The organism is Micromonospora matsumotoense (assembly GCF_050951065.1).
Classification (GTDB): Bacteria; Actinomycetota; Actinomycetes; order Mycobacteriales; family Micromonosporaceae; genus Micromonospora; species Micromonospora matsumotoensis.
This window is the reverse complement of sequence record NZ_CP192025.1, coordinates 42,425-62,711: the sequence shown is the minus strand read 5'-3', so window position 1 is coordinate 62,711 and position 20,287 is coordinate 42,425. Positions and strand designations below refer to the sequence as shown.

At 73.6% G+C, this 20,287-nt stretch carries 17 protein-coding genes; 5 read left to right on the top strand and 12 right to left on the bottom strand.

What is annotated here, in order from left to right; all coding sequences use genetic code 11:
• Positions 1-18: 18 nt before the first annotated feature.
• Entirely contained in the window at positions 19-813 is a 795-nt protein-coding gene (locus tag ACQP1S_RS00305) for a PASTA domain-containing protein (RefSeq protein ID WP_432901921.1), read from the bottom strand.
• Between the two features lie 141 nt (positions 814-954).
• Positions 955-1,632 carry a PASTA domain-containing protein gene (locus ACQP1S_RS00300; protein ID WP_091253337.1) on the bottom strand — a complete coding sequence of 226 codons (678 nt, stop codon included), beginning with the start codon at positions 1,630-1,632 and terminating at the stop codon, positions 955-957.
• A gap of 112 nt (positions 1,633-1,744) precedes the next feature.
• Between ACQP1S_RS00300 and ACQP1S_RS00295 the strand changes: the two genes are divergently transcribed.
• A complete protein-coding gene (locus tag ACQP1S_RS00295; RefSeq protein WP_432901919.1) occupies positions 1,745-3,157 on the top strand; it encodes a hypothetical protein in 1,413 nt (470 codons plus the stop codon).
• Between the two features lie 435 nt (positions 3,158-3,592).
• Here the strand turns inward: ACQP1S_RS00295 and ACQP1S_RS00290 are convergent, their stop codons facing one another.
• A complete protein-coding gene (locus tag ACQP1S_RS00290) occupies positions 3,593-5,071 on the bottom strand; it encodes a glutamate--cysteine ligase (RefSeq protein WP_432901917.1) in 1,479 nt (492 codons plus the stop codon).
• A 237-nt stretch (positions 5,072-5,308) separates the two neighbouring features.
• Positions 5,309-5,887 (bottom strand): YceI family protein, encoded by a 579-nt coding sequence (locus tag ACQP1S_RS00285; protein ID WP_091253327.1) that lies wholly within the window; start codon positions 5,885-5,887, stop codon positions 5,309-5,311.
• Between the two features lie 101 nt (positions 5,888-5,988).
• Between ACQP1S_RS00285 and ACQP1S_RS00280 the strand changes: the two genes are divergently transcribed.
• Complete coding sequence (locus tag ACQP1S_RS00280; protein ID WP_432901915.1) at positions 5,989-6,495, top strand: MarR family winged helix-turn-helix transcriptional regulator; 507 nt, start codon at positions 5,989-5,991, stop codon at positions 6,493-6,495.
• Positions 6,496-6,791: 296 nt separating this feature from the next.
• Here ACQP1S_RS00280 and ACQP1S_RS00275 read toward each other — a convergent pair whose 3' ends face one another.
• The 3 genes from ACQP1S_RS00275 to ACQP1S_RS00265 all read right to left on the bottom strand — a co-directional run bounded on the left by ACQP1S_RS00275 (position 6,792) and on the right by ACQP1S_RS00265 (position 12,381).
• On the bottom strand, positions 6,792-9,416 hold the full coding sequence (locus ACQP1S_RS00275) for an ATP-binding protein (RefSeq protein ID WP_432901913.1): 2,625 nt from the start codon (positions 9,414-9,416) through the stop codon (positions 6,792-6,794).
• A 124-nt stretch (positions 9,417-9,540) separates the two neighbouring features.
• On the bottom strand, positions 9,541-10,695 hold the full coding sequence (locus ACQP1S_RS00270) for an acyl-CoA dehydrogenase family protein (RefSeq protein ID WP_432901911.1): 1,155 nt from the start codon (positions 10,693-10,695) through the stop codon (positions 9,541-9,543).
• A 153-nt stretch (positions 10,696-10,848) separates the two neighbouring features.
• Positions 10,849-12,381, bottom strand: a complete 1,533-nt coding sequence (locus ACQP1S_RS00265) for an acyl-CoA carboxylase subunit beta (protein ID WP_091253319.1) — start codon at positions 12,379-12,381, stop codon at positions 10,849-10,851.
• 205 nt (positions 12,382-12,586) lie between these two features.
• On the opposite strand from ACQP1S_RS00265, the gene ACQP1S_RS00260 reads away from it, so the two are divergent.
• Positions 12,587-13,156 carry a snapalysin family zinc-dependent metalloprotease gene (locus ACQP1S_RS00260; RefSeq protein ID WP_432901909.1) on the top strand — a complete coding sequence of 190 codons (570 nt, stop codon included), beginning with the start codon at positions 12,587-12,589 and terminating at the stop codon, positions 13,154-13,156.
• Positions 13,157-13,299: 143 nt separating this feature from the next.
• Here ACQP1S_RS00260 and ACQP1S_RS00255 read toward each other — a convergent pair whose 3' ends face one another.
• Positions 13,300-14,214, bottom strand: a complete 915-nt coding sequence (locus ACQP1S_RS00255; RefSeq protein ID WP_432901907.1) for a hydroxymethylglutaryl-CoA lyase — start codon at positions 14,212-14,214, stop codon at positions 13,300-13,302.
• A 247-nt stretch (positions 14,215-14,461) separates the two neighbouring features.
• Complete coding sequence (locus tag ACQP1S_RS00250) at positions 14,462-14,671, bottom strand: hypothetical protein (RefSeq protein WP_432901905.1); 210 nt, start codon at positions 14,669-14,671, stop codon at positions 14,462-14,464.
• A gap of 382 nt (positions 14,672-15,053) precedes the next feature.
• Here ACQP1S_RS00250 and ACQP1S_RS00245 point away from each other — a divergent pair, with 382 nt between their 5' ends.
• Complete coding sequence (locus ACQP1S_RS00245) at positions 15,054-15,932, top strand: hypothetical protein (RefSeq protein ID WP_432901903.1); 879 nt, start codon at positions 15,054-15,056, stop codon at positions 15,930-15,932.
• Between the two features lie 42 nt (positions 15,933-15,974).
• Here the strand turns inward: ACQP1S_RS00245 and ACQP1S_RS00240 are convergent, their stop codons facing one another.
• Positions 15,975-17,312 (bottom strand): acetyl-CoA carboxylase biotin carboxylase subunit, encoded by a 1,338-nt coding sequence (locus ACQP1S_RS00240; RefSeq protein WP_432908498.1) that lies wholly within the window; start codon positions 17,310-17,312, stop codon positions 15,975-15,977.
• Positions 17,313-17,452: 140 nt separating this feature from the next.
• On the bottom strand, positions 17,453-18,067 hold the full coding sequence (locus ACQP1S_RS00235) for a TetR/AcrR family transcriptional regulator (protein WP_091253311.1): 615 nt from the start codon (positions 18,065-18,067) through the stop codon (positions 17,453-17,455).
• Between the two features lie 160 nt (positions 18,068-18,227).
• On the opposite strand from ACQP1S_RS00235, the gene ACQP1S_RS00230 reads away from it, so the two are divergent.
• Positions 18,228-18,638 carry a DUF7144 family membrane protein gene (locus ACQP1S_RS00230; RefSeq protein ID WP_432901901.1) on the top strand — a complete coding sequence of 137 codons (411 nt, stop codon included), beginning with the start codon at positions 18,228-18,230 and terminating at the stop codon, positions 18,636-18,638.
• Here ACQP1S_RS00230 and ACQP1S_RS00225 read toward each other — a convergent pair.
• Positions 18,610-20,241 carry a hypothetical protein gene (locus ACQP1S_RS00225; RefSeq protein WP_432901899.1) on the bottom strand — a complete coding sequence of 544 codons (1,632 nt, stop codon included), beginning with the start codon at positions 20,239-20,241 and terminating at the stop codon, positions 18,610-18,612. The two genes, ACQP1S_RS00230 and ACQP1S_RS00225, sit on opposite strands and share 29 nt — an antisense overlap.
• Between the last annotated feature and the right edge of the window lie 46 nt (positions 20,242-20,287).

The following is a 20,287-nucleotide window of genomic DNA, read 5'->3' as shown; positions in this document are numbered from 1 at the left end:
GCGACGGTGGTGAACCCGTCACCCGGTGGGGCTGGCCGTCGGCGTGGCGGTGCCGTTCCCGGTCGGTGACGCCGACGCCTCCGCGGCCACCACCAGGGTCACCTCGTCCCCCGGCGGCACCCGCTCGCCCTGCTCCGGGTCGGTGGCCAGGACGGTGCCGGGCGGCCGGTCCGACTCCCGCGTCTGCACCCGGGAGGACAGGCCGAGTCGGCCCAACAGGTTCTCCGCGGTCTCCTGGGAGAGCCCGACCAGCGGCGGCACCGCGATTCCAGCCGGGCCGGTCGTCGGCGGGGTGGTCGGTGGCGTCGTCGGCGGCCTGGTGGTCGGCGCGGTGGTGGTCGGGGCGGCACCGGTGGTCGGCACGGCGGTCGGCGGTGGGGTCGGGGTCTCGTCCGACGGGGAATCCACCGCCCGCAGGGCCAACCAGATCCCCACCCCGACGAGCCCGAGCAGCAGCAGCGCGAGTACGCCCAGCAGGATGGGCGTCCACCAGCATCGGTCGCGCTGCTCCTCGCCGTACCACTCGGCCGGCTCCCGGGGGTCGTCCGCGCGCGGCGGTGGCACCCCAGCCCGCCCGGACCAGACGGGCGAACCGACCGGGTCAGGTGGCTCGGCCCCGGTCGGCGGCAGCGGGCGGGTCGCGTCCACCGGCTCCTGCCGGGCGGTGTGGCCGGACGATGGCGGCGGGCCGGCGGGCGGCGGGCCACCGGACCCGGGCCGGGCCGGCGGCAGCTGGCGGGTCGCGTCGTCGGGCTGCCGTGGCAGCGGGCGGGTCGCGTCGTCGGCGGGTGGCTCCTGGCGGTCGTCGCTCATCGCACGTCCTCTCGCCACCCGGCAGCGGCCCCCGACCCCCCGGGTCGGGACCCTCAGCCGGCCAGGTAGTCGTGACCCTCGGCCCACCAAAGATAACGGTCTGCGCCGTCCTCCACCGGGACCGGCACGACGACCCGCCCGTCAGGGCGTCGGCGTCACCCCGGAGGTCGGCGTCGAACCACCGCCGCAGGAGATCGCCACCTGGTCGTTCCAGTGCGCGGTCGCGTCGGCTGCGGGCACCTGGGCGACGACCTCACCACGGTTGCCGGTGGGATAGCGGGGGAACAGCCCCACGTCGCCCAGTTCGTCGGCCGCGTCCGCACAGTCCTCGCCGACCAGGTCCGGCACCTCGACCTCGGGGGCCGGCCCGCTGACCTCGACCCGCACGGTGGTGCCCGGGCGGACCGACGTGTCCTGGGCGGGCACGGTACGGGTCACCGTCCGGCCGGAGCCGGCACCGAAGACCAACCGCCAGCCGAGCTTCCGGTCGTGCAGTTCGTCCCGTGCCTTCTCGAAGTCGAGACCGACCAGCCGGGGCACGGTCAGGCCACCGCTGGTGGCGGCGGGCGGCGGCGTGGTGGTGGCCCGCGCGGTGGTCGGTCGGGCGGTGGTCGGTGCCTCGGACGGGCTCGCCGGTCCGGGGCCCGCTGCCGCCGGAGTGCTACCGGTCTCCGGGGTGCCGGGGTCGGCCAGCACCCACCCCACGGTGCCGCCGACCGCGGCCAGCAGCACCGTCGCCAGGGTGCCGCCGAGCAGCAGCCTGCCCCGGCCCGGCCGGTCGCGTTCCGCAGTGTCCTGTTCGGTGTACTCGTCGTCCATGCCGCTCCCGCCTCGTCCCCGAGACGGTACCGGCCGCTGCCCACCGGTCACCGGCCGTGCTCCGGTGCTCGTCCGACTCGCCGCCTCGACCAGGGGACGCTACAGTCCCGGCATGGCGGGACGGGGCTGGGGAGGATCGGTGCTCACCGCGGTCGGCGTCGCCGCCGGCGTGGGCGCCGCACAACTGGGCTTCGGCTACGGCCTGGGCATCATCAACTGGGCGCCGGTCGACACCGGGGCCATCGAGCCGTCCTGGTTCGCCAGTCTCGCCTGGGCGACCTGGATCGCCGCCGTCTCCACCGTCGCCGGCGCGGTCTGCGCCCAACGGTTGCACGAACGCGGTGCGGACGCCGAAGCCGGGGGCACCCTGCACCGGGTCACCCTCGCGGTGGCGGGCGCGGTCGGCGCGCTGATCACGGTGCTGCTGGTCGCGGTGCCGTCCCGGGCCGCCTCCGTACCGGACACCTTCTCCCCGCAGACCGTCGCGGCCGGTTACGCCGGGGTCGGCGTACTGATGGGGCTGGTGGTGACGGTCTGGACGCTGCACTCGCGGGCCGCCGCGACGAACGTGATCGCCACGGTCGGCTGGCTCTGGTTGCTGGCCGTGGTCTCCGTCGTCGACGGGGTGCTCGCCGGCCGAGGGCTGACCAGCGCCCAGCTCGGCATCTGGCAGATCGCCCAGGACAGTCCCCGGTTCTGGTTGCGGGACCATCTCTACTGGCCGGGAGCCTTGCTGGCCCTGGGCTCGGCGCTGCTGATCGGCGCGTTGGCCGCCCGGCGGGCCGCCCGGACGGCGGAGCTGCGACTCGGTGCGGTGGTCTCCGGTGCCGCCGGGCCGCTGCTCGTCGCGGTCGCCTACTTCCTCGCCGTCCCCCGACTGGCCACGATCTCGCCGGCCCAGGTCTCGGCCCACCTCGTCGCGCCGTACGCGGTCATCGTCGGTGCGGCCGGGTCGGTGCTGGTCGCCTCACTCGCCCAGCGGGCCGAGCGACGCGCCGCCGCGCGGACGACGGCGCCGGTGCCCCACCCCCGCACCGGCGAGCTGGACGACCGGCCGGCCGGCACGGACCCGGTCCCACCGTCCGACCCGGACGCCCGCGCCAACCTGGGCGTCCCTGCGGACCCGCACGCGCGAGCCGACCCGGACACCCGCGCCGACGTGGACACGCGTGCCGACATGGGCGCGCGTGCCGACCCGGACACCCGCGCCGACGTGGACACGCGTGCCAACCCCGACGCCCGCGCCGACGTGGACGCGGGCGCGCGTGCCGACATGGACGCGCGTGCCGATCTCCCGGCCACCCCGACCGACGCCTCGGGTGGGGAGCCGACGCCTTCGGCGGTGGGACGGGCTCGGCCGGTTCGCCGGGGTCGGGCCGCCCCGACGGCTGCGTCGACCAGTGGGCCGTCCGCCGGTGGGCCGTCCGCCGGTTCCGCGCCGGACCAGAGCACCGGGTCGCCGACCGGCCTGCCGACGGACCCGCCCGCCGTGCCGAGGCCCCGCTCCGGACGCCGCACCCCCTGACCTTCCCGGATGCACCGTTCCTCTCCGGCCCGCGTCCCCTCGCGGCCCTTCCGACTCGTCGGTGCACCACCGTCCCGCGTCGGGGCACACCGTCCCGCGAAGCGGATATGACACTGCGGCATGAATATGCCAGCCAGGCATACGCCCTTCGCGATAAATAGTCTCGACCAGTCGGCCAGCCGTCCGCCCGGCCAGCAGACGGGTCGGCGCGGCGTCGAGGGCGAGGGCGAGGGCGAGGCTGGCCTGGCCTGGCCGAAACGGGACGGGCGAACGGACGGACGGACGGGGCTAGGCGAGGCAGGACGGGCAGGGCTGGGCGAAACGGGACGGGCGGGGCTGGGAGAGGCGGGGCTGGGCTGGGCTAGGCAGGGCAGGGTAGGGCGCAACGGGATGGCCCGGGCGGGAGGGCAAAAGGGGCAGGGGGGTGAAGCGGGATCAGTCGACCGGCCAGGTGTGGACCGGTTCGTTGGTGCGTTGCAGTTCGGCGTACCGGTTGGCCATGTGGTGCAGCGCCGCGTCCCGGTCCAGGTTGCGGTGCCGTTGCGCGGCCCACACCGTCTCGGTCTGCCAGACTGCGCCGTTGCGGCCGGTACGACAACGCTGCTCGATGATGCCGAGCAGGCGGTCCCGCTCGGCGGGGGCGACACCGAACCGGTCCAGCCCGATGGCCGCCTTCGGCAGCAGGGTGTCGAGGACCAGCTTGGTGACCGGCACCTCGCCGAGTCGGGGCCAGTGCAGCACCGCGTCCATGCCCCGTCGGGCGGCGGCGTGGAAGTTCTCCTCGGCGGAGCTGAAGGTGAGTTGACTCCAGATCGGCCGGTCCGACTCGGCCAGCCCGCGCGCCAGCCCGAAGTAGAAGGCGGCGTTGGCCAGCATGTCGACCACGGTCGGGCCGGCCGGCAGCACCCGGTTCTCCACCCGCAGGTGCGGGCGGCCGTTCATGATGTCGTACACCGGGCGGTTCCAGCGGTAGACGGTGCCGTTGTGCAGCCGCAGTTCGGACAGTTGCGGAACGCCGCCGCCGTGCAGCACCTCGACCGGGTCCTCGTCGGCGCAGATGGGCAGCAGCGGCGGGAAGTACCGGACGTTCTCCTCGAACAGGTCGAAGATCGAGGTGATCCAGCGTTCACCGAACCACACCCGGGGGCGTACCCCCTGGGCCTTCAGCTCGTCCGGGCGGGTGTCGGTGGCCTGCTGGAACAGGGCGATCCGGGTCTCCGCCCAGAGTTGCCGGCCATAGAGGAACGGCGAGTTCGCGCCCACGGCGACCTGGACCCCGGCGATGGCCTGGGAGGCGTTCCAGTAGTCGGCGAAGCTGTCCGGTGCCACCTGGAGGTGGAACTGGAGGCTGGTGCAGGCGGCCTCGGGCACGATCGAGTCGGTGTGGGTACGGAGCTGCTCCACCCCCCGGATGTCCAGCTCGATGTCCTCGCCCCGGGCACCGACGATCTGGTCGTTGAGCACCCGGTACCGCTCGTTGCTGGAGAGGTTGTCGGCCACCAGGTGCTGCTCGGTCAGGGTGGGCAGGATGCCGACCATGACGATCCGGGCGTCCGACTTGGCCGCCCGTTCGTCGGCCCGGTTGAGGCTGCTGCGCAGGTCGGCCTCGTAGTTGGCGAACCCGGCCCCCTCGATCAGTCGGGGTGCCGCGTTCAGCTCCAGGTTGAACTGCCCCAGCTCGGTCTGGAAGAGCGGGTCGGCGATCGCGGCGAGGATCTCGTCGTTGCGCATCGCCGGTTCGGCGTCCGGGTCCATCAGGTTGAGTTCGATCTCCAGGCCGGTCATCGGCCGGTCGGCGTCGAAGCCGAAGTCGTCGAGCATCAACGCGAAGACGTCCAGGCACCGCCGTACCTTCTGCCGGTAGCGGACCCGGTCCTCTCGGGAGAAGGCGCCCTGCTCGACGTCCCTACCCATTGTTGCCTCCCGGCGTGAGACGCCCGGGACGGTGAGCGTCCCGGTGCGCAGTGTGAACCACAACGGTAAGAGCGCCCACGCGCCGAGGCCAGTGCCCACCGGGTATGCGCTTGCCGCCTTCACTACCCAGCGGGGGTCGCCCGGCACCAGGTAGCGCTGCCGCCGGTCAGTGACAATCCACACCCGTACGCGTCGGGCCCCCGCTCGTGGAGAGCGGGGGCCCGACGACGGGGTGGCTCAGGCCTGGCGGATGGCCTCGCCCTCGATCTCGATCTTGATCTTCTTGCCGACCAGCACGCCGCCGGTCTCCAGGGCGACGTTCCAGGTCAGGCCGAAGTCCTCGCGGTCGATCTCGGTGCTGGCGGTGAAGCCGAACACGTCGGTGCCGAACGGGGTGCGGCCGACGCCCTCGAACTCGACCTCCAGCTCGACCTGACGGGTGACGCCCTTGATGGTCAGGTCACCGAGCAGGACGAACTCGTTGCCGTCGTGGGACTTCACGGCGGTGCTGCGGAACTCCAGCGTCGGGAACTGCTCGACGTCGAGGAACTCGGGGCTGCGCAGGTGACCGTCCCGGTCCGCCTGGGCGGTGTTGATGCTGGCCGCCTGGATGGTGGCGGTGACCGCGGACTGCAACGGGTCCTCGGCGACGGTGATGGTGGCGGTCGCATCGGCGAACTCACCGCGTACCTTGCTGACCATCATGTGCCGGGCGACGAAGCCCACCCGCTTGTGCGCGGCGTCCAGCAGGTAGGTGCCGGCGGCGGGAATGGTCAGGCCGTCCCAGTCGCGGGTAACCGACTCGGTGCTGGTCATGTAACTGCCCTCCGGGGAAGATTGTTCAGTAGCCCAACGACTGCCTGAGCAACTATAGCCACAGCAATATTCCCCGTGTCAAGCACTGTTAGGATGGTCAGGTGAACGAAAACGTGTTCGACGACCCCCGGATCACCGCCGTCGGCCTCCTGGTCGAAGCGCACGCCGGGCTCACCGCCCGCTTCACCGCGCAGTACGAGGAGCACGGCCTCTCCGCAGTCGAGTTCGAGGTGCTGATGCGCCTGACCCGGTCCCCCGGCAACCAGCTGCGGATGACCGACCTGGCCGCGCAGACCTCCCTGTCCACCAGCGGTGTCACCCGGGTGGTGGACCGGATGGAACGCGACGGGCTGCTCCGCCGTCGCGCCTGCCCGTCCGACCGGCGCAGCTCGTACGCGGTGGTCACGCCCGCCGGCATGCAACGGCTCGACGAGACCCTGCCGGGCCACCTACGGATCATCGAGCAGTGGTTCACCGGTCAACTCGAACCCGACACCCTCGCCGCGATGCTGGACGGACTGCGCCGGGTACGCGACGCCGTCCACCCGGGGGCGACCGCCGGCAGCACCGACCAGGCACCGACCGACGAGCCGGCGGCCGCCTGCTGACGTGGTGACAAAAATCCGTCCGACCCACCGGCAGAAAAAGCGGCAGAACCCGGCGGGCCCACCGGACGCACACTCGCCGATGCCCACAAAACGGACGGCTCGGCTGGCTAGCCTTCATCGCGCGGGGGAGCACCGGGGGGTGCCGGCGCGAGCGACTGAGCGAGGGGTTTGACCAGGGGGCTTGTTCGCTCGCGCCACCCCCGCGCCTGCACCGGCAGGCGTTCCCGCCCCGGTGCCCACCGGGTCTGCACGTACAGGATCCCTGGACCGGGGAGGTCGGGCCGCGCAGCCCGCCCCTAGGCCAGCAGGCGTTCCTCGTCCGGCAGCAACCGGATGCCGCCGCGCCGACACACCTCCGCCAACCGCTCACGCACCTCGGCGGAGCCGCTGCTCGCGGCCAGCCCGACCAGGGCCTCGACCACGTCCCGCCGGTCCTGCCCGGCCTCCCCGGCGGCCACCGCCACCGCGAACCACTCCGCCGCCAGTTCCCGGTCCCCCCGCTGCTGCGCCACGGTGCCCTCGATCAACGCGCACACCCCCTCCTCCGCCCGGACCGGCCCACCCCCGGCCGGGCGACCCGCGGCCGTCCCCGCCTCCATCCCGGGCCGGGCCCCGGACGGCCCCGGACGACCGTCGCAGCGCAGCTCGGCGAGGACCTCGGCCGCCTCGTCCACCCGGCCCGACCGGGCCAGCGCCAGACCCACCGTGCCGAGCACCCGCCGCCGGTGCCCCGGGTCACCCACCCCGACCAACGCGGCGACCACCCGTCGACCCTGCTCCACCGCGTCGCCGTGGCGGCCCTCCAACCGGGCCACCTCGGCCAGGTCGGCGCGGGCCAGCAGGCGCAGTCGGGGCTCCCCGCACTGGGCGGCCAGCCGGTCCACCGCGGCGAGTCGACGCCGGGCCGCCGGTAGGTCGCCGAGGCGGATCTCGTGCCAGGTCAGGTGGTGCTGGGCCACCGCCATGTCCCGGGTCCGGCCATGCCGGGTGGCCAGCGCCAGCACCGCGTGCGCCTGCTCGGCCGCCTCGTCGTACCCGCCGGTGGCGACCAGCAGGGTGCCGAGGACGGTCCGTGCCGCCAGCTCCCCGGCCACGTCGGCCCGCCCGGCGAGCACCGCGAGCGCGGCGCGGGCGGCGGGCAGTTCCTGGGCCGCCGCGCCGTGTTCGGCGGCGAGCCGGGCCACCCCGAGCAGCGCCCACGCCCGCAGCACCGGATCGGCGTCGGCGGTACGGGGGTCCGCGAGCAGCCGGCGCAGCCACTGCCGACCGCTGACGTCCCGTCCCCGCATCCGCCACCAGCGGGTCAGCCTGACGGCCAGCCGCAGCGCGGTGACCGGGTCGTCCCCGGCGGCGTGCGCCAGCGCCGCGCCGATGTCCCCGGTCGCCTCGTCGAGCCGACGTGCGGCCGTGGGCTGTCGCGCCCCGACCAGGTCCGGCGTGGTGCGGGTCACCAGCCGGGTGATCACCACCGCGTGCCGGCGTCGCATGGCGGTCAGCTCCCCCCGGCCGGCGGCCTGCTCGATGGCGTACTCGCGCACCGCGTCGAGCAGGCGGAACCGCAGCGGCCCGGCACCCCCGACGCTGAGCAGGCCCAACTCGACCAACCGGTCGAGCAGGGGCACCGGATCGACCACCGCCGCCGGGTCCCGGTCGACCTCGTCGGCGAGCAACTCTTCGGCCAACTCCACCGACCACCGGTTGGCAAAGACCGAGAGCCGACGCAGGGCGGCCTGCTCCCCGTCGTCGAGCAGCCGGTAGCTGGTGGCCACCGCCTCCCGCAGGGTCACCGCCACCGCGGTCCGGGCCGGTTCGGCGGTACGGCCCGACGGTGCGGCCTCCCAACCCCGGCCGCCGAGTTCCGGGCCGGCCAGGTCGAGCACCCGGTCGCCGTACCGGTCGAGGAGTTCGGGCAGGTCGAGAATCCGTCCCCGGGCCGCCATCAGCTCGATCGCCAGCGGCAGGCCGTCGAGCCGACGGACCAGCGCGGTGAGGGCGGGCAGCTCCTCGGGGCCGGGCGGTTCGGGGCGGACCCGGGTCAGTCGGGCGGTGAACAGGGCCGCCGCCGGCCAGCGGGCCAACTCGTCCGGGTCGACCACGTCGGCCGGGGGCACCTCCAGCGGGGCCACCGGGCGGACGAGTTCACCGGGGAGCCCGACCGGGTGTCGTCCGGTCACCACCACCCGCAGGGTGGGTACCGCCGTGACGAGCAGGTGCAGCACCTCGGCCACCGGGTCGGGGGCCCGCTCGACCGCGTCCACCAGCAGCAGCGCCGGGCGGCCCCGGAGTCGGGCGGCCAACTCGGCGAGCCGGGCCGCGCCGAGCACCGCGCAGGCCGCGGCGAGCACGTCGTTGCCGTCGGAGCCGCTGCCGACCAGCACCCCGGCCACCCCGCCGGGGTGGGCGTCGGCCACCGCGTGCGCCACGGCCAGGGCGAGCGCGGTCTTACCCACTCCGGCCAGGCCGACCAGGCTCAGCACCGGGGGCGAGCTGTCGCCGGTGAGCAACCCGGCCAGCTCGGTCAGCTCCCGTTCCCGGCCGATCAGCGCGACGGCCGGGGGGAGCGCCATCGGCGTACCCGGGAGGTCGAGGTCCCGCAGGACGGCGCCGACGACCGGTCGGTGCGGCAGCCTGGCGGTGTCCCGGCCGGTCGGGCCGACGACGGCCTGGCCACGGGCACTGGCCAGGAAGCCGGTCCGGGCCGGGCCGGTCAGGCCGAGCGCCCCGGCGATCAACTCGGCGGTGGTGCGTTGTGGCCGGTGCGACCGGCCCCGCTCCAGGTCACGGACCGTCCGCACGCCGACCCCGGCCCGTTGCGCCAGGTCGATCTGGGTGAGACCGGCAGCCAGGCGGTGGGCCCGCACCAGCTCCCCGATCGGGGTACGACCACCCGCGCCGGGCAAGTGATCATGATCCGGGGTCATGGGCAGGAAGAGTACGGACGGGATACGACGCCGGGCAGCCCTTCGTCGGCCTACTGACGAAGGGCTGCGGATACCCGACAATTCGCCGTTGCCGCGCCGCGCTCCGCCCGATCGGGCGGTACGGTCACATGCCCAGGTCGCGAGCGATGATCATGCGCTGCACCTCGGACGTGCCCTCGCCGATCTCCAGGATCTTGGAGTCCCGCCAGAACCGGGCCACCGGGTACTCGTTCATGAAGCCGTAGCCGCCGTGGATCTGGGTCGCCTCCCGGGCGTTGTCCACCGCGACCGTGCTGGCGTGCAGCTTGGCGATCGCCGCCTGCCGCTTGAACGGCTCACCGGCGAGCATCCGCGCGGCGGCGTCGTAGTAGGCCAGCCGGGCGGTGTGCGCCTTCAGCTCCATGTCCGCGATCTTGAACTGGATGGCCTGGTAGTTGCCGATCGGCTGACCGAACGCCTGGCGTTCCTTCGCGTACTTCACCGACTCGTCGACGCAGCCCTGGGCGAGGCCGACGGCGAGGGCGGCGATGGCGATCCGACCCTCGTCGAGGATCCGCAGGAACTGCGCGAAGCCCCGCCCCCGCGCGCCGAGCAGGTTGGCCGCCGGCACCCGGCAGTCGTCGAAGGTCAGCTCGTGGGTGTCCGAGGCGTTCCACCCCACCTTGGAGTACGCCGGCGCGACGGTGAAGCCGGGCGTCCCGGACGGCACGATGATGGTGGAGAGTTCCTTCGTACCGTCCGGGTTGGTGCCGGTGACGGCGGTGACGGTGACCAGGGCGGTGATGTCGGTGCCCGAGTTGGTGATGAACGCCTTCGACCCGTTGATCACCCACTCGTCGGTCGAGGGGTCCAGCACCGCCCGGGTCTGGGTGCCGCCCGCGTCCGACCCGGTGCCCGGCTCGGTCAGTCCGAACCCGGCCAGCGCCTCACCGCTGAGCAGCTTCGGCAGCCACCGCTCCTGCTGCGCGGCCGTACCGAAGCGGAAGATCGGCATCGCGCCGAGGGAGACCGCCGCCTCCAGGGTGATCGCCACGCTGGAGTCGACCCGGGCCAGCTCCTCCAGGGCCAGGCAGAGCGCGAAGTAGTCGCCGCCCATGCCGCCGTGTTCCTCGGGGAAGGGCAGGCCGAACAGCCCCATCTTGCCCATCTGCCGGACGATCTCGTACGGGAAGGTGTGCTGCTCGTAGTGTTCGGCGATCACCGGGGCGACCGCCTCGCGGGCGAAGTCGCGCACGCTCTCCCGCAGCGCCTCTTGCTCCTCGCTGAGCCGGAAGTCCATCGGTTCCTCCTGTACGGGTACATCCCCCCGGACGCTCGTGACGCCGGGGACGGCGGATCGGGTGGGCGGCCGGTCGGACCGGGGATGACGACGGGGTGACGGGTCGGGCCGGGACCGGGGTGACGACGGGGGTGGCGGGTCGGGGCCGGCCGGTCAGACCGGGGTGACGCCGTGCCGGCGGCGGGAGAAGTGCCGGTCCTTGCTGCGGGCGGCGGTGAACCGGCGGACGAGGTCGGCGCGCAGCTCGTGCGGCTCGACGATCGCGTCGATCACCAGCTCGCTGGCGAGCCGGACCACGTCGATGTCCCGCTCGTACTCGGCCCGCTTGGCGGCGACGAAGGCGGCCCGCTCGGTCTCGTCGACGATGGCCGCGATCTTGTTGGCGTAGACGGCGTTGACGGCCGCTTCGGCGCCCATCACCGCGATCTTCGCGGTGGGCAGGGCGATCGTCGCGTCCGGCTCGAAGCCGGGGCCGGCCATCGCGTAGAGGCCCGCGCCGTACGCCTTGCGGACCACCACACAGATCTTGGGTACGGTCGCCTCGGAGATCGCGGTGATCATCTTGGCCCCGTGCCGGATGATGCCCTGCTTCTCCACCGCGCTGCCGACCATGAACCCGGGCACGTCGGACAGGAACAGCAGCGGCACGTTGAACGCGTCGCAGAGCTGCACGAACCGGGCCGCCTTGTCGGCCGAGTCGACGAAGAGCACGCCGCCCTTGAACATCGAGTTGTTGCCGACCACGCCGACGACCTCGCCGTCCAGCCGGCCGAACCCGATGGTCAGCTCCTTCGCCCAGAGCGCCTGGATCTCCAGGAACGAGCCGTCGTCGAGCAGGCCCTTGACGTACCGGCGCATGTCGAACGCCTGCCGTTCGCTGACCGGCACCAGCGCGGCGAGATCGACCTTCTCCGGCGCGGCGACGGCCGGCGCGGCCGGCGGCTGCTGCTGCCAGTTGGACGGCAGGTAGGAGAGGTAGTCCTTCACCACGTCGAGCGCGTCGGCCTCGGTCTTGCACAGGAAGTGGCCCACGCCGGACTCGGCGCAGTGCACCCGGGCCCCGCCCATCGCCTCCAGGGTGGTCTTCTCCCCGGTGACCATCTCGACCATCCGGTCGGAGCCGAGGTACATGCTGGCGTTGCCGTCGACCATGGCGACCACGTCGCAGAACGCCGGGATGTACGCCCCACCGGCGGCGCTCGGCCCGAACAGCGCGCAGACCTGCGGGATCGCCCCCGAGGCCCGGACCTGGTTCCAGAAGATCTTGCCGGCGCCGCGTCGACCGGGGAAGAGGTCGACCTGGTCGGTGATCCGGGCGCCGGCCGAGTCGACCAGGTAGACCATCGGCACGCCGGTGGAGTAGGCCCGTTCGATGATCCGGATGATCTTCTCGACGGTGCGCGCGCCCCAGCTGCCGGCCTTGACCGTGGAGTCGTTGGCCATCAGGCAGACCGGCCGGCCGTCGATGGTCGCCGTGCCGGTGACCACGCCGTCGGCGGGCAGCCCCTCGGCCAGGGCGTTGGCATAGAGGCCGTCCTCGACCAACGAGCCCTCGTCGACCAGGAGGGCGACCCGTTCCCGGGCGAAGAGCTTGCCCTTGCCGGCGTTCGCCGCGTGGTATTTGTCGGCTCCGCCGGAGCGGGCCCGCTTGCGTAGCTGCTCCAGTGCCGCGCCGTCGAGCGTCACGCCGACCCCCTCGCCCCGCGCCTCGTGGACGCACCCGACCGCCGTGCCGCCGACGCGATGATGGACGCGCCGACCAGCCTGAACGATCGTTAGGTTAGCGCATCCGGGCCCCGGCGGGCCACCCGACCGACTTCCGCCCTGGATATTGATACTCAACTATCAGTATGGCTAGGCTCCTGACACCCCCTCCGGATTGGAGTGAGTCATGAACTCACGCATCAAGCGCCTCGCCGTCGCCGCCCTGGCGACGGCGACCGCGACCCTCGGCCTCACGGTCGCCAACCCCGCGCCCGCCTCCGCCGCCATGACCATCTGCTACAACACCAGCCAGGCGCCGAGCTACGCGGGCATCGCCAACCAGGCCGCCTCGATCTGGAACAACGCCACCAACAACCTGACCCTCACCGCGAACTGCGGCACCAACCTGCGGATCTACCAGATCACCGGCGGCGGCTCGTACGCCCAGCGCACCAGCCTCGGCAACGGCCGGGTCTACATCGACACCCAGCAGGCCGCCCAGTACAGCCCGCTGCGGATCATGACGCACGAGATCGGGCACATCCTCGGCCTGCCCGACAACTACAACGGCAACTGCGCGATCCTGATGTCCGGCGGCAGCGCCGGCACCAGCTGCACCAACCCGTACCCGAGCACCACCGAGGCGAACCGGGTCAGCAGCCTGTTCGCCGGCACGCTCAGCGCCACCGACCGCAGCAGCGGCACCGGCAGCCAGATCTTCCGGGACAGCTGGCCGGGCCTGCTCACCGTGGGCTGATCCACCGACCGGTACGACGGAGGGGCCGGCACCGCGCCGGCCCCTCCCGCCGTCCGGCACGGCCCGGTTCCCGGGCGACGCCGACACCGTCGGTGCCACCCGCAGGCCGATGCCGCCGTGCCGGCGCGACCGGGTCGACCGGGTCAGCGGGCGGTCAACCGGGTACGCGGCCCGGCCCGGAGCACCCCGGACGGCAGCCGCTTGCCCAGCAGGCCCTCGGCCAACTCGGCGACCCCGATCAGGGCGTCCAGGTCGATGCCGGTGTCGATGCCCATGTCGTGCAGCATGTGCACCGCCTCCTCGGTGGCCAGGTTCCCGCTCGCCCCCGGCGCGTACGGGCAGCCGCCGAGGCCGCCGACGCTGGCGTCGAACTCGGTGATCCCCAGCTCCAACGCGGTCAGCAGGTTCGCCAACGCGGTGCCCCGGGTGTTGTGGAAGTGCAGCAGCACCGGCACGTCGGCCTCACGGTCGCGGACGGCGGTGACCAGCTCCCTCACCCGCCGGGGCGTACCCATGCCGGTGGTGTCGCCGAACGCGACCCGGTCGGCGCCGTCGCGGACCACCCGCTCGACGATCCCGGCGACCCGCGCCGGGTCGACGTCGCCCTCGTAGGGGCAGCCGAAGCTGGTCGCCACGATCACCTCGGCCCGCGCCCCCGCCCCGTGCAGCAGGTCGATCAGCACGGCGATGTCGTCGAGGGACTCGGCGGTGGAGCGGTTGACGTTGCGCCGGTTGTGCGTGTCGCTGGCCGAGACCACCACCTCGATCTCGGTGAAGCCGGCGGCCAGCGCCCGCTGGGCACCCCGGGTGTTGGGCACCAGCGCCGAGTAGCGCACCCCCTCCACCTTCCCGGCCCGCCGCCACACCTCGTCGGCGTCGGCCATCTGCGGGATCGCCAACGGGTGCACGAACGACACCGCCTCGATCCGCCGTACCCCGGTGCCGGAGAGGGCGTCGAGCAGCCGCACCTTGGCCTCGGTGGGGATCGGCTCCTCGTTCTGGAGGCCGTCGCGCGGCCCGACCTCCCGGATCGACACCGCCGCTGGCATCTTACTCATGGTCACCTCGCTGTGACGTGGGGTCGCCGGGGACTCGTCCCGGGCCGCCGCCCCTCGTGGGGACGACGACCGGCGACGCCGGACGACCGGTGGCCCCTCCAGGGAACCACCACGCCGCCCACCGCCGCCACGCCACCGGCGGGTGTCGGGCCACCGGCGGGTCTCGGGCCGCCCTGTCGGGCCGAGCCGACTGTCGGGCCACGCCGGCACCCGGGTCGCCGCCCCGACGACCCCTCCCGCCCGGCGGTCACCGGCCCGACGACCCCTCCACCAGCTCGGCGGCGCTGCGCACCACCGCGACGACCACGCCCGCCCAGGCCACCGCGTCCTCCCGGCCCAACACCAGCGCCATCGCCACCGCACCCTCCGCGAACAGCGACATCGACCGCAGGTGCCGGCCCGCCCGACGACGGTCGAGGCGCGGACGCGCGCCGTTGGTCAGTCTTCCGCTTCCCATGTTCTCCGCCCCAGGACGCTTGACCGGCGATGGCGTCTCCACCGCCCGGGTGGTGCGTCCGGCTCCCGCCGCACGTCCGACTGCACGTGCGGCGACGGAACCGGTCGTACGAGGGGGACAACGACGGGTCGGGTCGCGCCGCACGCCGTTCTGGCCGGGCAGGATCGGGCGGGCGGCCAAAGTGGAACGTTCGACGACGGCTGCGGCGGCACCGGGCCCGGGCGCGTGCCCGGACCGTCCTACCCGGACGGTCCCGCCGGCCCTACCCGGACAACCACCCGGCCAGAAACTGACCACGGACACAGGCCGGGACACTCACGATTTGCTGATGGAGGGTACGAATACCTTCCCGAGGCAGACGGCTCCGCACGAAAGGTCCCCCATGGCCCCCCACACCAGCACGCCGTCCCCGGCCCGGGGGCGGCACCAGCGGCACTGGCTCGTTCCGCGCGAGCACCTGGCCGCCGGCTACGCGGCCCGGTACGGGTCGCCAGCGGTGTCCGAGTACGCCCTGGCCGTCCGCGACCTGGTCGAGCGGGCGCCGGAGATCGGGGCGGTCGACACCTGGAGCAGGCTGGCCGAGCGGATCTGCCGGAACCGACCGGGCCGGGACCGGGACACCTGGCGCAAGCGGCTGTCCCGGCACTTCACCACCGAGACGAAGGGCCCGCCGTGGCAGACCGTGGTGCTGGTGGTCGAGTGCACCGTCGCGGCTGCCGACCGGGCGGCCACCCTGAGCCGCTTCGAGCGGCTCTACGAGGCGGCCCGGGGTGAGCCGCCGACGGACCGTCGACCGACCGATGTCCGGCGCCACCCGCACAGCCCCGGGCCGCAGCCGACCGCTCCCGACGGGGCGACCCCCACGGGCGACGCTGGTCGGCTCATCGCCCAACTCCGCTCGGAGAACGCCGTGCTGCGGCGTACGCTGGCCGCCCGGGAAGCCGAGAACGACCTGCTGCGCGCCACCATCAAGGCCGCCGACAGGACGACCCCGAAGGGACGCCCCCACCGACTCCTCGACGGCGGCGACCGCCCGGAGGACCCGCCGGGACGGGAGGCGGCCCTGCTCGACGGGCTGGCGCGCAAGGACCGCAACCCCGGGCACTTTCCCGCCGGCCCGACGTCGACCAACGACGCACCGGCCGGCCGGCACCGTCCGCCCCGGATCGATCCGGTGACCCCCCGGATCGACGTCATCGGCACCCCCACGCACCGCCCGGTGCCGCGCCCGCACCTGCCCGGTGGGGTCCGGCCGACCTGACCACGGGGTCCGGGCCGGCGGACCCCGTGATCCCGGACGGGGTCAGCGCATCCGGCCGACGATGCCGGTGTCGTAGTCGCCGGAGACGAACTCCTCGTTGTCCAGCAGCTCGGCGAAGAAGGGCAGGTTGTTCTTCGGGCCGGCCAGCGCGAAGGCGGCGACGGCCGACCGGGCCCGGGTCAACGCCTCGGCCCGGTCCGCGCCGGTGACGACGAGCTTGGCCAGCAGGCTGTCATAGAACGGGGTGACCGTGTTGCCGGCGACGTAGCCGGAGTCGACGCGTATCCCCTCGCCGGTCGGCTCCACCCAGGTACCGATGACGCCGGGGCCGGGCAGGAAACGCAACGGGTCCTCCGCGTTGATCCGCAGCTCGATCGCGTGCCCGCGCGGGGCCAGCGCGTCCGGGTCGAAGGTCGGCGGCAGGCCGGCCGCGACCCGCAACTGCTCCTCGACCAGGTCGATGCCGTAGACCAGCTCGGTCACCGGGTGCTCCACCTGGAGCCGGGTGTTCATCTCCAGGAAGAAGAACTCCTGCGTGGCGGGGTCGAGCAGGCATTCGACGGTGCCCGCGTTGCGGTAGCCGACCGCCTCGCCGGCCCGCACGGCGGCGGCCAGGAACCGGGCCCGCAGCTGCGGTGACACCGCCGGGGAGGGGGACTCCTCGACCAGCTTCTGGTTGCGCCGCTGCACCGAGCACTCCCGCTCGCCGAGCGCCACCACCCGGCCGTCGGCCAGGCCGAGGATCTGCACCTCGACGTGACGCACCCGGGGGAAGTACCGCTCGATCAGCACCGAGCCGTCGCCGAACATCCGCTCGGCGAACGCGCGGACCTTGTCGTACCCGGTGCGCAGCTCGGCCTCGTCGGCGGCCACCTGCATGCCCATCCCGCCACCACCGGCGGCGGCCTTGACCATCACCGGGTAGCCGATCTCCGTGCCGGCGGCGACCGCCGCCGCCAGGTCCGCGGCCGGCTCGGTGGTGCCGGGCGCGACCGGCACCCCGGCCGCCGCCATCAGGTTCCGCGCGTTGATCTTGTCGCCCATCGCGGTGATCGCGTCCGCGCCGGGCCCGACCCAGATCAACCCACGGTCCCCGACGGTACGGGCGAAGTCGGCATTCTCCGACAGGAAGCCGTAACCGGGGTGGATCGCCTGCGCACCGGTGGTCTCGGCGGCGGCGAGGATCGCCTCGACGTTGCGGTAGCTCTGGGCCGGGTTCGCCGGTCCCACGCACACCGCCTCGTCGGCCTCGACCACGAACGGCAGGTCGGCGTCGACCTCCGAGTGCACCGCGATCGCACGGATGCCGAGCCGCTTCGCGGTACGGATGATCCGGCGGGCGATCTCGCCCCGGTTGGCGACCAACAGCGACTCGATCATGTTTCCTCCAGCGTCCAGGGGTAGGGACGGTTGCTCGACGTCCAGGGGTGAGGACGGATGCCAGGAAACCACGATCGGGTCGTCGGTCACGACTCGGGCGGGAGTGTCGGGGGTGGCCCGGGGCGGGGCAGGTGCTCCGGTCAGGAGTCGGTCTCGGCCAGCAGGGCGGCCAGCGCGGCGGCCCGCAGCAGTGCCGCCCGACGCCGCCGGTCGACCTCGCCGCCGAGGAACGGGGTGGAGTTCATCAGGCCGAACGCGGCGTGCGCCAGCACCCGCGCCTCACCGTCGGGCAGCCCGGGGTGCAGGGCGGTCAGCACGGTCACCCACTCCTCGACGTACAGCCGCTGGAGCTTGCGGATGCGGCGGCGCGGCTCCTCCGGGAGACGGTCCAGCTCGTGCAGGTGCAGGGCGATCACGGCCGGGTTGGCCAGCGCGAAGTCGACGTGGAAGTCGATCAGCGACTCCAGCGCGCCACGGGGGTCGCCGGGGCGGCCGGCGGCCCGGTCCCGGCCGCCGTCGAGCAGGCCCTCGCTGACCGGGATCAGCGCGGCGGCCAGCATCGCCTCCTTGCCGGCGAAGTGGTGGTAGAGGGCGGGACCGGTCACCCCGGCCGCCGCGCCGATGTCGTCCATGGAGACCCCGTGGTAACCACGGGCGGCGAAGAGCCCGACCGCGATCTCCAGGATCTCGTCGCGCCTCGACCGGCGCCGGCCCGCGCTGCCCGCGCTGCCTCTAGCCTGCTGCCCCACAGTCACCAGGCAAGCGTAGACCTCGGGGCGGACACCGGGTGCCCTCGGTTACCCGCCGGTTCACCAGGCGGACAGTGCCCGGTCGGCGCGCACCGACGTTGATCGCCGGACGGCACGGCCCAGCGCCCCTAGCCTGGAAGGGAAGACATGCCGGAGGGAGGGCGCGATGAGGGTACGGCTGCCGGACCGGTCGCTGCTGCTCGCCGCGGGCCTGCTGGTCGGTGCCGGGATCTTCGACCTGCTGGCCGGGATCGGCGACGTCGGCAGCGGCGACGTGTACGCCTCGCTGCACGCCGACGGGCTGGTCTTCTACGACCTAACCGGTTGGGCCGGGCTGCACGTGGCGAGCGGAGTGCTGCTGGTGCTGACCGGCCTGGTCATCGCGCTCAGTCGGGGCCGCTGGGTCACGGCCGCCCTGGTGGTCGGGGTGGCGGTCGTCGTCGTCCACCTGCTGTTCGCGCCGTACCACCCGATCGAGGCGTTGATCGTGGTGGGGCTGACCCTGGCGGCCGTGCGGCTGGCCGTCCGACACCGCCGTGGCACCCGGGTCAGGCCGGCTGACAGACCCTCCCGGTGAAGGACGGGTCCGGCTGACGTCTGTCGTTCCAGGCCGGATTGATCCGGATCGCCAGCGGGGGCGCCTGCCAGCCCGCTCCGAGCTGCTGGAGCAGCGGATACTCCTGACGTTTCCGGCTCTCCGGCACCCCGGCGAGGAAGTGGATCAGACGGTCCTGGACCAGCGACCGACCCAGCAGCCCGCCGTGCACCCCGGGCGTCTGGAAGACCGGGATGCCGGTGTAGTCGCCGGGTGGGGCCTCGGTGGCCGTGGTGGTCGGCAGGAAGGCCATCATCCGGACGCCCGGCACCGGGCACATCAACTGGTTGCGGTAGAACGGCGCGTTGTCCAGCAGGGACCGGATGAACGGTTCGTCCGGGCCGGTGCCGGTCCCGCCGAACACGTCGACCACCCCGAACAGGGCGCGCAGTTGCCAGCCGGTGACCAGCCCCCAGCCGTGGGGCGTCCCGGGCGGCGGATAGTAGGCCCGCCCCGCGTTGATCAACGGGCTGAACATGACCAGGGTGTCCACCGCCGCGTGCGGTCGCTGCGCGAGGTAGGTGCGGGCCAGCATCGCCCCCTCGCTCTCCCCGATCAGGGCGACCGGCCGACCGGTACGCCGGTGCAGCCGGTCCACCTGGGTCTCCAACAGCGCGGCCCCGCTCTCCAGCGACCGGACGGTGTCCCCCGGCTGGTAGGGCAGTGGTCGGCCGTCCCCCGCCAGCCCCCGGTAGGAGAAGTGCTCCACGTTCGGATCGACGGGCGGGGTGCCGTCATAGGCGGAGCTGTGCCCGGCGAGGACGATCACCGCGTGCCGGACGTCCGCCGGCAGCCGCTGACTGAGCACCACCTGCTCGATCGTCACTCCGGTCGGGACGATCTGCACCAGCGGGGGAATCGCCAGCGGGACGGCGAGGGCCAGCAGGACGGCGATCGGGGTGGCCGGCACCCGGGCCCAGCGCACCCGGGGGGTCAGCACGGCGACGTGCACGGTGCGTTCCCAGAGCAGCCCGTTGGCGATCCCGGCGAGCGCCGCGACCGGCACCGTCCACCAGCCGGGGACGCTCCAGCAGAGCGCGCCGGCCACGGTGATCACCACGAAGTTCAGCAGCGACCAGCCGACCAGGGCGATCGGCGGCAACCCGCGCCACCAGGGCTCGACCACCGCAGCCCGTTGCAGGAACGGGGCGAGCAGGAACATCGGCAGCAGTGAGGCCAGCAGCACCCAGGAGAGCGCGACCACCGAGGCCGCCACCGAGATCAGCGCCCACGGCGAGACCAGCACGGTGACCACCGCGGACAGGGCGAGGTTGCGGCCGAGCAGCCAGCGCAGGCCGGGTCGGGCCGCCTCGGCGGGCCAGGCGAGCGCGACCAGCCCGGTGGTGAGCAGCCCACGGAACACGATCAGCAGCAGCAGCCCGACCAGGAACTCGGGCCACGAGTCGTGATAGACGTACAGCCAGCGCAGGTCGTGATAGCTGTCGTACGGCCAGACGGCGGTGACCTGGGAGGACAGCCCTTCGGCAGCGACGAAGCCGAAGTGGACCAGCAGCACCGCCTCGATCGCCGGTGGCACGGCGGCCAGGGCGCACAGCGCCAGCAGGCGGGGTCGCGGTCTACGCACGCCCTCTCCTCACCAGGTAACCGGGGCTCCCCTAGCAGGTTCCCCT